Genomic DNA, 14257 nt, shown 5'->3' on the forward strand with positions numbered 1-14257 from the left:
TTCCCTCATCAGCTGGGCCACCGCACGGTGAGGCCGCCGTCCACCACGATGCTCTGGCCCGTCACGTACGCGGCGTCGGCGGAGGTGAGGAACCGGATCACCCGGGCCGCCTCGTCGACGGTGCCGACGCGTCCGCCAGGGATGATCTTGCCTGCCTCGCGCAGGCCTTCGGGCCCGAGGGAGTTGACCTCGTCAAGCGACTGCGGGCTTTCGATCAGGCCGGGGATCACCACGTTGACCCGGATGCGCCGGTCCGCCAGCTCTACGGCCAGGGAGCGGCACAGCCCGAGCAGACCGGCCTTCGCGGCCGCGTAGTGGCTGTGGTCCTGCCACCCGTAGACGCCGCCCGCGATGGAGGAGACGGCCACCATCGCCCCACCCGCGTCCATGCGCGCGGCGCAGGAGCGGAAGACGCGGACGACGCCGCTGAGGTCGACAGAGAGCATGTCGTCCCAGGCGCTGTCGGTCATCTCCGACAGCGACTGGCGGCGCAGGATGCCCGCGGCGGCCACGGCGATGTCGAGCCGCCCGAACGCGTCCAGCGCGGTCTGGGCGAGCCGCTCGGTCCGCTCGTACGATCGGACGTCGAGCTCGACGGCCTCGCACCTGCCGCCTTCCGCTTCGACGGCGGCGACCGTCTCGCCCACGTCGTGCGGGTCACCGGGGTAGTACCCGACGACCGAGTGCGCCCCCGCCCGCGCGTAGGCCACGGCCAGAGCCTGGCCGATGCCGCTGGCTCCGCCGGAGATGACGGCGACCTTGCCTTCCAGCTCGTCGTCCCTGTTCATGCCAGAGCCTCCTTCTTGTCCTCGATGGAACGTTCCCCGAACCGGTTGGTGGTCTTGGTGAAGAGCATCAAAATGCTGATGACGCCGCCGGCGCCAGCCGTGGAAGAGGTAACCGGCGAAGCCGGCGATGTTGGACAGGACGAGAACGATGAGCGCGCTCTCGAACAAGACGTCCTTCGCCCCGACGAGGACGGTGGTGCCGAGAACGGAGAAGACCTGGATGCCCATCCGGTTGGTGAGCCAGGCCGGCGACAGGCTGATCGTGTGGCGGCGCAGCCCCGGGGCCAGTACGGCGCGGAGACCTCCGCTCGCCTTGTCGTCGACGAGCTCGGTGAGGTCCTGCTCCGCGGCGCGCGCCCCGGCGTGGTCGCCCAGCTCCTGGCGGAGCTTGACCTCCTTGACGGCCAGGAACGTCGGAAACTCGGGCAGCTTGAGCGCCAGCAGGATGATCGGGATGGAGAAGACGAGGGCCACGAAGAACGACCAGCACCACCCGACGAGCGGCAGCAGCGCACTCGGGTTCGGCGAGCACGTTTTATGGGCTCGTGCCAGGAGTCCCGCCCCTCCGCCGGGACGGCTCAGCGCAGCACGTCGCGCAGCAGCCTGGCCTGCTTCACCATCTGGCTCGACCCCCGACGCGCCGCCATCGCGTCGACTTCCGCGATGCTCCCCTTGGCGCCGCACCGCGAGGCGCACTCGACCGCGAGCGCGAGGAACGCCCCCGCCTCCCGGACCGGCTCGTCGCGCAGCGACGCGGGCAGGAGGGCCTCCAGCACGGACCAGACGGTGGCGTACGCGCCCGTCTCGGCCGCCGCGCGCAGGGAGTCGGCGTAGCGCTTCGCCTTTCCGTAGCGCATCAGTACCTGTAGCTGCCCCGCCAGCAGTCGGCTGTCGAGCTGTCCCTGCGCGGCGAGCACGAGCAGCGCGTCCACCGCCTCCTCGCGATAGGGCAGGGCGCGTGCGACGTGCCTGTGCACCGCGAACCCCGCGGGACCCCCTGACTCCATGAGGGCCGGAAACAGGCGGGGGCTCAGCACCTCGCCATGGTGCGTGCGCGCCGCCACCTCGTCGCGGTGATGCGGCAACTGCGCCACCCAGTAGGGCGCGGCGTAGGTGTCCGCCGATGCGGGGGACTTGTCCGGGCCGACCAGGGCCGCGGCCACCGGCGGAAGGTCCGGGTCGAGGTCCGGGCCGGGGTGGGCGGCGTACCACCATCCCGGGGCGGCGCTCGTGGGATCGCACACCGGCCATCCCTCCGGCGTCGAGTTCTGATGCGGCAGGCCACCCTCGCGCAGCCACCGCGCCAGCCGCCGCCCGGCCTCGGAACCGAGTGCCTCGGCCGCGGCCCGTACCTGATCGTCCGCCTCCGGCGTGACGCGCAGCAACGCCTGCGCCAGGTCGATCGGAGCGGGGGTGACGCCCAGCCGTTCCAGCTCGGCGATCCGTTCCACCAGCACGGCCGCGTCCAGCGCGCCGGTGGAGTGGGTCGGTACGGCCAGCAGGAACGGCTGCGTGCCGGACTCGACCAGGTCGATCGCCTCGTCCAGGCGCGCCCTGAGCATCGCCCCCGCCAGCGAGGGCCGGGGGCCGTACTCGGGCCACCGGACGGCGAGAGGGTGCTCGGCACGCAGGCGGATGTGCCATGGCCGCTGTTCCGAGCCCCGCACCGCCGTCGCCACGTCGTACAGGTCGGCCGGCAGGTAGTCCCTTCCGTGGTGCGGCTCCTTGCGCATGACCACTGCGAGCGCCGCCGACAGCGCGGCCCGGTCGAGGCGGGCGTGGCGGACCAGCCCGTCCAGGGCCCGCTCGAACACCACCACGCTCAGGTCGCCGGCGAAAACCGCCGCGACCTCCTGCGCGACCTCGGTGGCCGTCTCGATGGGGCCTGGCACCGGCAGGGGCACCGGCACGACGGGCAGCACCTCCTCGAACCGTTCGGCGGTGTCGTCGGCGGCCGGCGGGCCGAACAGTTCAGCGGCCCGCGCGGTGAGCCCCGGGCTGAGCGATTCGGCGGCCTCGCGAAGCTCCGGCAGCACCGAGTCCCCGGCCGTCCGCAGGTGCTTGGCGATCATGTCGAGGGCGCGCTCTTGCAGGTCCGCGTCACGGTGCTGGAAGGTGATCGCCGCATCGCGCAGGATCTGGCCGGCCCGCGCCGGGTCCCGCCGGATGACGCGGGCGAGCCAGGAGAGCTGGGCGCGTACCAGCTTCTTCTCCGGGCGCAGCAAGACGCGCTCGCACGCCTCGGTGAGCACGTCCTCCTCCAGCAGCCCCGCCCCGTCCAGCGCGATCAGGACCTCCTGGCCGTGGGCGGCCACGGGCAGCGACAGGTCGAGCATGGCCACGTGGTCCCGCAGGAACGGCGCGTACTCGGCCGGGGTGAGGGCGAGCGCATGCAGGAACGCCAGGTGCGGCGCGAGCTCGTGCCTGCTGCCGCCGAGGAGCAGCCGCGCGACCACGGGCTCCGCCAACGCGACCCGTTCCGCGGCCATCATGGCGTGCTCGTCCGGGGTAAGGCCGAGCTCGTCCAGCGCCCTCTTGCCGTAGTGCGGGCTGTCGATCTCCGAGAAGACGCGGCGGACGAGCGCGGTACGGTCGACCAGGCCTTCGGCGGCCAGGCTCGCCAGCGCCGCCACCGAGACGATGCGGACGCCCGGCCGTGTCACGATCAGTGGGAGCAGCGCGGCGTTGTGGTCGTCGTTGCGCAGCCGCTCCACCAGCTCCGTGCCCCGCGCCCCGTCCAGCGCGTGCATCGGCCGCTGGGAACCCACGTAGCACCGGCGGTCCTCCAGCCAGGCGTTGATGTAGGCGTCGGAGGTCGGCACCGGAGCGCCGGTGGTGCGAACGAGGTCGTCGGTGAGGATGAAGCAGCCGTTGTCCACGGCGATCTCCTCCGACCGCTCGCCGATCCGCGCCACCAGCTCGACCTGCCACTCGACGGGACGCAGGCTCACCACGTCCACCATCCAGTCCATGGGGGCGGTCGCCGATCTGGGGTAGTCGTTCCTGAACTTGTGCCACACGATGCGGGCCGCCGCGGCCTCCGGCGTCTCACGACACCCCAGCTCGGCGGTCAGCAGGGCGGTCTTCTGCTCGTTGGTGTGCTCGTGCCACTCCTGCCCGCTCATCGGGTCCAGGCGAGCCGTCAGCTCCGCGCCGTGGGCGACGCGCTGCTCCGGCGTGAGCGCGTCCAGTTCCTTGAGCACCCCCGCGACGTCGCCGGCCTCCACGAGTTCGATCAGGTTCATTGGGCAGATTCTTCCGTCATCTCCCGGACCATGCGCGTCGCGAGCACGTGCTTGCACGGCCCGCGCCCGCCCCGGCTTGCGACATCTGCTGTGAAATCACCCAGTGGGCCGGGAGCACGGGCGGCGCTTCGAGGCCGACCAGGGCTGCGTAGAGATGCCGTGCCCTCGACCACTCGTGGGAGACCGAGGGGAGACCGGCAGATCTGAACGTCTCGTGCTCCGCCCGGGACGACCGACACCGATCGATGCGACCTGCTCTCGCCTCTCTGCATAAACGTCGGAGAGTGACATCTTCCGTCACCGTCCGATTCGCAACACGGCAGACTTCTCATCGGACGGTCGCAGGTTCGAATCCTGCAGGGCGCGCCTTTTTCAAGCTCCTGGCCTTTCTCGGCGGGGCTCCGACGGCGGCGGAACGACGGCCGCAGGGGAGACCGAAGGGAGACCGCGGGTCTCGGGCACCTCTGCCACCTCGGCCTTTGCTCTTGCCTCCGCCCTCGCACTCCCCCTCTGGCGGCGAAGGCCGCCGCCGTACGAGCCCTGCAGCCGGTGTACTCGGTGTTCTGCCGTGGCGGTGTGGTCATCTCGTGACCCGGAGTGGTGACCGCAAGACGGGGTGTCAGGCGATGTACGCGAGCTGCTCCGGCTCCACGCGTCCGAGCAGCGGCGCACCGCCGAGGAGGCGGCTCACCTCGGCGACGGCGAACTCGCCGAGGAGCCGGAGCTCGCGGCCCTGCGCTCCCGCAAGATGCGGGGTGACCAGCACGTTCGGCATGGCGAAGAGCGGGTGGCCTGGCGGCAGCGGCTCGGGGTCGGTGACGTCGAGGATGGCGGAGATCCGGCCGGTGGCGCACGCTTGCGTCAGGGCCTCGGTGTCGATCAGCGATCCACGGGCGGTGTTGATGACGATCGCGCCGTCGGGCAGCAGGTCCAGCCGGCGGGCGTCGAGCATGTGGCGGGTCTCGGGCAGGGCGGGGGCGTGCACGGTGACAAGGTCGCTGCGGCGGCACAGGTCGTCCATGCTCACCGGCTCTGCGCCGAGGCGCGCGGCCTCGGCGGCGCTCACGTACGGGTCGTACAGGAGGATCTCGACGTCGAACGCGCGCAGCCGCCGCAGGACGTGGCGGCCCACCCGGGAGGCGCCGATCAGCCCGACCGTGCGGCCGTTCAGTCCGGTGCCGTCCCCGGAGAGCCAGTCCTTGGGCTCGCCCTCGACGGCCGCGGCGTACCGCCGCGCGCGGGTGAAGACCTGCTTCGCACCCAGGACGAGCATGGCGACGGTGTAGTCGGCCACGGGGACGGCGTTGGCCTCGGCGGCCGACGACACGACGAGGCCACGTTCGAACACGACGGTGTCGATGCCGGCTTTGACGGTGCCGGCGGCGTGCACGATGGCGCGCAGCCGCGGGGCGGCCGCCAGCACCCGGTCGTCGATGCGCGGGCAACCCCATCCGGTGACCAGGATCTCCGCCTCCGCAAGCGCCGCGGCGGCGGCCGGTCCTTCGAACGAGGTGAACGTCGTCGCCGGGTCGATGTCGACCAGTTGCCGCAACCGGGTGACGAGGTCGGAGGGGAAGACGCCGCCGAACGCCCAGGGGGCGATGGCGAAGACCGCAACGGGTCGCCGAGCCACGGAGTGTGCTCCTATCCGTCGAGTGAGCGCGATGAAAACGGTTCCGTCGCTGAGGCTACTTCACCACAGGAGGCGGCCGCATGCGAGACCACCGTTGTGACGTTACCGCTGAACTGACGCCTTATCCGGGATTCGCGCCCCCGGCCATGCTATTGACGGAGGCATGTAACCGTTTTATGTTGATGAACATTCTGTTTCGGGCGTGGCACCGCAAGAGAGGCCTTGGACGTGAGCATGACGCGGGTCCGCCGCGGCGCTGGTGGCACCAGCCCTCCGACCGAGAAGACCCAGGGCCCGCCCGTCGGCGGCGGCCCCCGCATCGGCCGCTTACAGCGCATCAGGGCCGACCGCGTCCTGCTGCTTCTCGCGGTCCCCGGCCTGCTGTACTTCCTCGTCTTCCACTACGGTGCCCTGTCCGGGAACGTCCTGGCCTTCCAGGACTACATCCCGTTCCTCGGGGTCTCGGGCAGCGAGTGGGTCGGCCTGGCGCACTTCGAGCGCATGTTCGGCGACCCCGCGTTCTGGAACGCGGTCAAGAACACGCTGATCATCGCCGCCCTGCAGCTGGTGTTCTTCTTCCCCGCCCCGCTGGCCCTGGCGTTGCTGCTGCACAGCATCGTGGGCGACACCCTCAGGCGGTTCGTGCAGAGCGTGGTCTACCTGCCGCACTTCCTGTCCTGGGTGATCGTCATCGCGCTCTTCCAGCAGATGCTGGGCGGCGCGGGCGTGGTGAACGGCTGGCTGTCCGACCTGGGCGCGGGCCAGATCTCGATCATCGGCAACCCCGACGCCTACGGCCCGCTGGTGGTCGCGCAGCTCATCTGGAAGGAATGCGGCTGGGCCACGATCATCTTCCTGGCCGCGCTGTCACAGGTGGACGAGCAGCAGTACGAGGCGGCGGCGCTGGACGGCGCCGGCTGGGGTCGCCGGCTGTGGCACGTGACGCTGCCGGCGATCAGGCCGGTCATCGTGCTGCTGCTGGTGCTACGGCTGGGTGAGTTCCTGTCGATCGGGTTCGAGCAGTTCTTCCTGCAGCGCCAGTCGGTGGGCCCCGAAACCGGCGAGGTGCTGGAGACGTTCGTCTACTTCACCGGCTTCGCGGGCGGCGACTTCGGTTACGCGGCCGCGGTCGGGCTGTTCAAGGGCGTGATCGGCGTGGTGCTCATCTACACCGCCAACAAGGTCGCGCATCGGCTGGGCGAGCAGGGGGTTTACAAGGCATGAGCGCGAGTGCACCGGCCTGGATGGGCCGTCCCGGCCCGGCCGTGCGCGCCGCCAAGGCGGTGGCGCTGACCGTGGTGGTGGCGCTGGTCATCTTCCCGCTGTGGACGGTCCTGGCGACCAGCCTGGCCAGCCCGCAGAACGTCATCGAGAACGGTGGCTGGGTGATCTGGCCGGAGGAGTTCTCCTTCGGCGCGTACGCCGAGATCCTCCAGGGCGGGATCATCACCCGCGCGCTGCTGGTCAGTGCCGGCATCACCCTGGTGGGCACGGCGCTGAGCCTGACGTGCACGATCGGCCTGGCGTACACGCTGAGCCGGCCGCAGGTCTACGGCGGCAAGCCGATGCTGCTGCTGGTGCTGTTCACCTTCCTGTTCCCGCCGGGGATGGTGCCGCTGTTCCTGGTCGTGCAGAGCACCGGCCTGGTCGACCAGTACGCCGCGCTGATCCTGCCGTTCCTGGTCAACGTGTTCAACCTGGTCGTGATGCGGGGCTTCTTCCAGTCGATCCCGCAGGAGCTGCTCGACGCCGCCCGCATGGACGGCGCCGGCGAGCTGGCGATCCTGCGCAAGGTCGTGCTGCCGCTGTCCAAGGCGGTCATCGCGGTGATCGGCCTGTTCTACGCGGTCGCGTACTGGAACCGCTTCTTCGAGGCGATCATCTACTTCAACGACCAGACCAAATGGCCGATCGGCACCGTCCTGCGCCAGTACGTCACCGGCGGCGCCTCGCTCGCGGAGACCTCCGGGGAGCTGGCCGCAGCCTCTCCGCAGTCCGTGCAGATGGCCGTCGTCATGCTGGCGACCCTGCCCATCGTGTGCGTGTACCCGTTCCTGCAGCGCTACTTCGCCAAGGGCGTGCTCACCGGCGCACTCAAGGCGTGACACCTCACCGACCCCCCAGCGAGGAATTGCCATGGACAACAGCATCAACCGCCGCGGCCTGCTCAGGATGGCGGGCATGAGCGCGCTCGGCGTGGCCGCCGCGCCGCTGATCACCGCCTGCGGGGGCGGAAGCGGCGGAGCCACCGGCAGCGTCTCGAACGCGGGCAAGCAGCTCGTCCCGTGGCCCACGTACGCGCCCTTCGCCGGGCCCAAGCCGGACGCCCCAGGCGACGAGACCGGCGTGCAGCCGCTCTACTTGAAGTATCCCGAGACGCTGACGCAGTCGGTGAACGAAACCGTGGGCGACGGCTCCAGGGTGACCGCGCTGGTGGTGACGTTCGGGCCGCCGCCCGCGCCGGTCGCGCAGAACCGCTTCTGGCAGGAGATCAACAAGGCGCTGAACGTCGACCTCCAGGTGACCGTCGTGCCGGACCCCGAGTACGGCCAGAAGATGACCACGCTGATGGCCTCGGGCAGCGACCTGCCGGACATCATCATGTTCACGAACCTCGCGCTGCCGCACTCCCTGGAATTCATCCAGGCGCAGTGTGCCGACCTGTCGGCGTTCGTCGGGGGCGACGCCGTCAAGGAGTACCCGAACCTCGCCAACATCCCGACCTACGCCTGGAAGGGCATGGGCCGGATCAACGGCAAGCTCTACGGCGTCCCGCTGGAGCGGCCGACCCCGGCCAACAGCCTGTTCGTCAACCGCACCGCCATGGACGAGGCGGGCATCCCGAAGGACTGGACGACCGAGCAGTACCTGGAGGCGATGCGGGAGCTCACCGGCGACCGCAAGTGGGGGCTCGGCTGGTACAAGACCCTCTTCGGCGGCCTGGGCTCCATCACCTACCACGCGGGCTCGCTGGGCGCGCCGAACACCTGGACGGCCACGGGCGGTCAGTTCGTCCACACCATCAGCACGCCGCAGTTCGAGCAGGCCGTCGACACCATGCGCAAGCTGGTCGAGGCCAAGACGGTCTATCCCGACAGCCTCACGGTCAGCTCCACCGACATGCAGAGCCACTTCCACAACGGCACGGTCGCCTCGATCCAGGACGGCTTCGGCTCGGTGGCGCCGGCCACGCTCTCCAAGATCGACGGCAGGTTCGAGCTCGACCTGGGCCGTCCCTACGGCCCGCAGGCCACGCCCTGGCGGAGCGCCGGCCTGTTCGGCTACGTGACCTTCAAAAAGGCGTCCCCCGAGCGGATCAAGCTGCTGCTGCGCATCTGCAACTACCTCAGCGCGCCCTTCGGCACGAAGGAGTACGAGCTGGCCAACTACGGCGTCGAGGGGGTGCACTTCACCAAGGACGACGACGGCATCAAGCCCACCGACCTGTTCGACACCGAGAACAACTCCTCCCTGCCCGTGAAGTACCTCGGCGCCGCGCCGTCGGTCCTCTACCTGCCCGGCTACCCCGACACGGCGCAGGCCGTCTACGACTGGCAGAAGGCGAGCCTGCCCAAGAGCGTCGCCAACCCAGGCCAGGGGCTGCGCTCGGCCATCCAGGTGAGCAAGGGCGCCCAGCTCGACCAGATCATCGGCGACGGCATCGCGGCGATCGCCTTCGGCCGCAAGCCGCTGTCGGCGTGGAAGGATGTCGTCACCCAGTGGCGGCAGGCGGGCGGCGACCGGATGGCCGAGGAACTGGCAAAGGAGCACGCGGCGGCCCAGTGATCGGCTTCGGTGGCCTGCCCGCCGCCGAAGCCCCGGTCATCGACGGCGCTCGCACACGGGGACGTCGCCCAGGCGGACCGTCACCGTCTCTCCGCCGGGCAGGGCCAGGACGACCACGTCACCCTCGACCCACACGCCCGGCGAGGGCGGCTCCTGCGCCGTCCGTGCGAGCCGCACCAGGCTGACGTAGATCGCGGTGCCGCCGGGGTGGGCGCCGGCGATGACGTACGGCGTGGCCGAGCGCGTGCCGAAGGCGTTGGCCCCCTCGGCCGTCACCAGCCCCGAGCCGGTGTAGCCGTGCAGGCCACGCACGGCGCTGCTCAGTCCGTCCGGACGCAGGGCCAGCGCGACGCCGTCGCCTTGCCGCAGGTCGAGTGGGGCGTCGGCGGCCAGGGCGTGTCCGCCGTCGCGCACCCGGTGCCCGGCGGGGGCCGTGACCTGATGGATCCTGATCTCCGCGGCGCCGTCGACCACCGAGGCGGTGACCACCCTGACGGGGCCGTCCCGGTAGGCCGAAGCGGCGAACCGGTCGGAGACCGCCAGGGGCTCGATGCGCCGCCTGAGCGAGGCCGTCCCGTCCGGGGCGATGACGGCCAGGTGGTTGTCCACACCCTGTGCCTCATCCCCGAGCTCGGGCCCGGTGTGGCTGGTGTAGGCGAGCTTGAGGTAGTGAGGATCGGGCGGGCCGTTCGGGTCCTGGACGCGGTCGCGGTCGCTGCCGTGGTTGACGAGCCGTACGACGCCGTCGGCGCGGGTGGCGTGCAGCAGCCAGCCGGGTGCGGGCATGGCGAGCGCCTGGTCGGCCAGCTCGACCGGCGCCGCCTCCTCCGGGTCCGTCCAGACGGGGTGGTCGGCAGGCAGGAGCAGGCCCAGGAACGCCTTGCTCGCCCAGTACGGCGACGCCGGGCCCGAGTAGTCCTGCGCGATGGGCCGGAACGGGCCGTACCAGCCGAGGGTGAGCAGGCCGCGCTCGTCCGGCACCCCGCGCTCGGCGAAGTGGCGCAACACGCCGCCGGCGATGCGCCGGGTCCGGCCGGGCGGCAGGGGAGAGGCGCCGGTCAGCACCCCCAGCCACAGTGGCGCCACCGTGGCGAACCGGTAGGTGAGCGAGCGCCCCTGGTGCACCGGCCCGCCGTCGGCGGCGAAGAAGTGCTGGTACTGCTCCAGGAAGCGGCGCAGCCGCGTCGCGTACACCTCCTGGCGGGCGGCGTCGCCGGCCATCCGCGCCCACAGCGACGGGTACAGATGCAGCGCCCACCCGCCGTAGTAGTCGAAGTTCTTGCCCTTGCCGTCGGAGTACCAGCCGTCGCCGGCGTACCAGTCCTCGATCCGCTCCAGCCCGCCGGTGATCTCGCCCGGTTCGTACGGCCCGCCCACCTCGGCCAGGAACTGCTCGACGATCACCCGGAACAGCACCCAGTTGTTGTCCGGCGTGCGCCGGCCGACGAACCCGGCCAGCCACGCCACCACCCGCTCCCGCTCCGCCGAGGGCAGCCGGTCGAACAGCCAGGGACGGGTCTCGTGCAGCGCCAGCGCCACCGATGCCGCCTCGACGAGCTGCTGCGACATGTCGGTCAGCGCCGGCCAGGCGTACGGGTGCGCCGGGTCGCTCCCGGCGGCCAGGCCGGCGGCGTAGCGCTCCAGCAGCGCGCCCGGCACGTCGCCGCCCGCGCCGGCGATGCGGAAGGCGGCCAGCAGGAACGTGCGGGCGAAACCCTCCAGCCCGTCGCTCACCGGCCCCGACCGGCTCGCCCTGCCCGGCAGGCGGAACTGGGCGAAGCCGTCGGTGGCGTACGGCACCACGGAGTCCAGCAGGTGATCCGCCAGGGCTTCCCAGTGCGTCCGGGTCCAGCCGGTGTGGCTGGACAGTCGTTCGTCGGGTGGGGGGAGGCGCAGTGGCATGGCGGGACTCCTGGGATCAGCTTCTCGTGTTCGGCCGGCGCAGCTCGATCATGCCCGCGCCGTTGGAAGTAGTCGGGCCGCCCTCCTCCTACCGCTTGTCGCCGATGAGGGCGAGGCACTGGATGGCGGCCAGGCCGTACTGCGCGGAGGCGTTGGTCGAAAGGTTCGCCTCGTCCACCGGCTTGAGCACCTTTGAGCCCTCGATCCGTACGGACTCGAACGTGTGATTCTTCGGGTAGCCGGCGTGGCCGGTGTCGAACTCCCGCCACGCCCGCGCGGCCAGGTCGTCGTCCCCGAGCTTGACGGCGGCGTAGGCGGTGAGCCTGGAGTGGGCCTGACGCAGGTTCTGGCTGCCGAACGACTGCCCCGTCTCGGCGCGCTGCTCTTCGGCGGTGCCGTTGTACAGGCGGCAGTACTGCAGCCACGCCCGGGTGAACGCCTCGTCCCCGGTCAGGCCGATGAGCTCGCTGCACACCTCGACCAGCCCGAACACCGCGCTGAGCGAGCCCACGCTGACCGCGGTGTCGTCCGGCCTGAAGGTGCCGTCGTCGATGTCGTACAGGCCGCTGCCGCGGACGAATCCGTTGGGCATCGCCGCGATGGTGCGCATGCTGTTGAGCAGCTTCTCCTTGGCGACGGGGTCGCCGCCGCGCTCCCACTCGGTCAGCCAGGCGAGCGCGAGGCCGCTCCAGTCCGTCCCGGTGCTGACCAGGAGGGCGTGCGGGTCAGGCTCGTACGGCTCGGTGCGCAGCTTGCGAAGGGGGTCCAGCACGAGGAATGCCTTGTCGGAGTCGACCAGGTCGTGCAGCAGGTCGCCGATCCGCTCGTCGGCGGTCAGGAAGTAGAGGAAGCGCCGGTAGCCGGCGTTGCTGATGCGGGCCTGCTTGGCGCTGTCGCCCCAGTGCTGCACGCCGTGCCGCGTTCCCAGGTCACGCCACTCGCCCAGGTGGTAGACGTCGACCTCGCCCGTGTGGCGGGTCATCGCCTCGGCGAAGCGGAACGCCTCCGCCCGGCCGGTGCGCAGGTAGTGGTACCACAGCCACAGGTCGGTGGACAGCTCCGAGTTGTCCCAGGCGTAGCCGCCGACGTCGTAGCGCCAGACGTGCCGGTCCTCGTCGTAGCTGTGCATGATGTCGCCGTAGTCCCAGAAGCCGTACCACGAACGCTGGTCGACCTGCTTGTTGTGGTAGTCGAACAGCAGGTCCAGGCGGTCCTCGATCAGCGCCTTGGCAGGGGAGGAGCGGTCCACCGGCACCCAGTCGCCGAACACCCCGGCCGCGTGCAGGTGCGCGGGCGGCGCGACGACCAGCGGCGGTGTGCGCACGGCCGCCGCCAGCTCCGCGACGCGTGCGGCGGCGGGAGTGGCCTCCAGGGCCCAGAACATCAGCTCCGTCGTCCGCGCGATGCCGTACGGGGTGCCGAAGCCCGGCTCGTAGTCCTCGTACGTGATCTCCAGCCCTTCGAGCTGCTCGGCGTAGGTGTCCTGGCCGAGGCCGTCATGGTAGAAGCGCAGGTCCATCGGACCGGCCTCGGGCGACCACAGCCACACCGTCACCTCCGCCTTGTCTCCCGCCGCGCCGCGGATGTCGAGCTGGGTGGGGTGCAGCTGCCAGAAATTGCGCATGCCGAACGCGAAGCCGCCGCTCGGGCTGCCGACGTACCCCAGACCGGAGGCCCGCCCGCCGGCGTCGACGGGGATCCAGCTGTGCCCGGCCTTGGTGCGTTTGCGGATCTGGAAGCCGTCCGCGCTGAGCTGGCGCAGCGAGTAGTCGCCGAAAGCCGGGATCAGGTGCAGCCGGGAGCTGACCCGGGTGTCCCACGTCTCCACCGGCGGGGTGGCCTGCCCGGCGACCTGCGCCTGACGGACCGCCGCACCAGGGTCGCGGCGCAGCCCGGTGATGCCGCGCACCGCCTCGGACAGCACGCCGTCGCCCGGGCCGGCGAACCGTACGTGCCGGTTGTACAGCTCGTCGCGCATCGGCACCTCGAAACGGATGCCCAGGCCGCGGATGAAGTCCTCGTTCGCGTCGCCGTCGTACACGAAGCTGTGCACAGCGCGGATGCCGTCGCCGCCGGCGTAGAAGTACAGCCGCACGGTGAACGGCAGCCACGACCGGTTGCCGTGCCGGTGCTCGCCCTCGATCTTGACCACCGCGCGGACCGGGCCGGACTGCTCGACCGTCACCTTGCCCGTCCGGCCGGTGAACTTCTCCGTCTTCCCCGAGCCGCCCTCGTCGTCGCCGGGATCGTCCTGGCGTAGGCAGACCAGCTCGCCGCCGCGGGCGATCTCGGTGTCGCCGCGCCGGATGGAGCTCACCAGCTGGTCGCCCTTCTTCGGGATCCGGCACCGGATGACGCCGGTGTCCACCTCGACCTCGTTCCGGCCGTCCTTGACCGTCACGGCCGTCGCCGGGGCGGCGGAAGCGCCGGCCGTGAGCACGTACTGCTCGGCTGGGGGGACCTCCGGGCCGATGGCGTGCGCCGTCCACTTGAGCGACCCGTCCGGCCAGTACGCGGTGGCCCACGTCTGGACGGGCACCTGCAGCCCGGCGGCGGTGCGCAACGCGAAGGCCTGCTCCTTGGGCACGGTGCCCTTCGGCCACGCCACCCCCCACGTGGATCCGCCGGCGAGCTGCCGCGGCGCGCCGCCCTCCAGCCACGTGAGCTGGACGCCGTCCTGGAGGAGGCCGCTCGCCCGGGCCGGTCGGGTGACCTCGGCATGCGCCTGTTTCGAGGACCAGCCGATCTGCCCGGCGGCGCCGACCGCCGCCGCGCTCAAGAGCAGGTTCCGTCGGGACATCATCGCCATGGGGGGCTCCACTCGGGTTGGCGTAACGCGGTGGAAACGGTCAGGTGTTTAACCGTTTACCTAACGCCGATGGCAGCATGACGTGATCGAACTG

General features: G+C 71.1%; 8 protein-coding genes. 3 read left to right on the forward strand and 5 right to left on the reverse strand.

Translation table 11 applies throughout. The annotated features are described in order from the left end of the window. Positions 1-8 precede the first annotated feature (8 nt). From ACIBP6_RS03615 to ACIBP6_RS03625, 3 genes are all read right to left on the reverse strand, one after another. Positions 9-1262, reverse strand: coding sequence for an SDR family oxidoreductase (locus tag ACIBP6_RS03615; protein WP_397048363.1), 1254 nt, complete (start codon positions 1260-1262; stop codon positions 9-11). Between the two features lie 104 nt (positions 1263-1366). Then, positions 1367-4033 carry a DUF7824 domain-containing protein gene (locus tag ACIBP6_RS03620; protein WP_397048365.1) on the reverse strand — a complete coding sequence of 889 codons (2667 nt, stop codon included), beginning with the start codon at positions 4031-4033 and terminating at the stop codon, positions 1367-1369. 619 nt (positions 4034-4652) lie between these two features. Then, a complete protein-coding gene (locus tag ACIBP6_RS03625) occupies positions 4653-5666 on the reverse strand; it encodes a hydroxyacid dehydrogenase (RefSeq protein ID WP_397048367.1) in 1014 nt (337 codons plus the stop codon). 234 nt (positions 5667-5900) lie between these two features. Here ACIBP6_RS03625 and ACIBP6_RS03630 point away from each other — a divergent pair, with 234 nt between their 5' ends. The 3 genes from ACIBP6_RS03630 to ACIBP6_RS03640 are packed head-to-tail and all read left to right on the forward strand — an operon-like array spanning position 5901 to position 9452. Then, positions 5901-6890: an ABC transporter permease gene (locus tag ACIBP6_RS03630; RefSeq protein WP_397048368.1), complete on the forward strand. Its 990-nt coding sequence runs from the start codon at positions 5901-5903 to the stop codon at positions 6888-6890. Continuing rightward, positions 6887-7771 (forward strand): carbohydrate ABC transporter permease, encoded by an 885-nt coding sequence (locus ACIBP6_RS03635; RefSeq protein WP_397048370.1) that lies wholly within the window; start codon positions 6887-6889, stop codon positions 7769-7771. Before ACIBP6_RS03630 ends, ACIBP6_RS03635 begins: the two co-directional genes overlap by 4 nt. A 31-nt stretch (positions 7772-7802) precedes the next feature. Then, positions 7803-9452, forward strand: coding sequence for an extracellular solute-binding protein (locus ACIBP6_RS03640; protein WP_397048372.1), 1650 nt, complete (start codon positions 7803-7805; stop codon positions 9450-9452). 36 nt (positions 9453-9488) lie between these two features. Here the strand turns inward: ACIBP6_RS03640 and ACIBP6_RS03645 are convergent, their stop codons facing one another. Continuing rightward, positions 9489-11354 carry a DUF2264 domain-containing protein gene (locus ACIBP6_RS03645; RefSeq protein WP_397048374.1) on the reverse strand — a complete coding sequence of 622 codons (1866 nt, stop codon included), beginning with the start codon at positions 11352-11354 and terminating at the stop codon, positions 9489-9491. Positions 11355-11442: 88 nt separating this feature from the next. Beyond that, positions 11443-14163 (reverse strand): exo-rhamnogalacturonan lyase family protein, encoded by a 2721-nt coding sequence (locus ACIBP6_RS03650; protein WP_397048376.1) that lies wholly within the window; start codon positions 14161-14163, stop codon positions 11443-11445. Positions 14164-14257: the final 94 nt, after the last annotated feature.

Origin of the sequence: Nonomuraea terrae, assembly GCF_044465245.1 — a bacterium.
GTDB classification, from domain to species: domain Bacteria; phylum Actinomycetota; class Actinomycetes; order Streptosporangiales; family Streptosporangiaceae; genus Nonomuraea; species Nonomuraea terrae.

Excerpts from the sequence above, each read along its gene's own strand:
- ACIBP6_RS03620 (WP_397048365.1), bottom strand. The coding sequence starts at position 4,033 with ATGAACCTGATCGAACTCGTGGAGGCCGGCGACGTCGCGGGGGTGCTC.
- ACIBP6_RS03630 (WP_397048368.1), top strand. The coding sequence starts at position 5,901 with ATGACGCGGGTCCGCCGCGGCGCTGGTGGCACCAGCCCTCCGACCGAG.
- ACIBP6_RS03635 (WP_397048370.1), top strand. The coding sequence starts at position 6,887 with ATGAGCGCGAGTGCACCGGCCTGGATGGGCCGTCCCGGCCCGGCCGTG.
- ACIBP6_RS03640 (WP_397048372.1), top strand. The coding sequence starts at position 7,803 with ATGGACAACAGCATCAACCGCCGCGGCCTGCTCAGGATGGCGGGCATG.
- ACIBP6_RS03645 (WP_397048374.1), bottom strand. The coding sequence starts at position 11,354 with ATGCCACTGCGCCTCCCCCCACCCGACGAACGACTGTCCAGCCACACC.
- ACIBP6_RS03650 (WP_397048376.1), bottom strand. The coding sequence starts at position 14,163 with ATGGCGATGATGTCCCGACGGAACCTGCTCTTGAGCGCGGCGGCGGTC.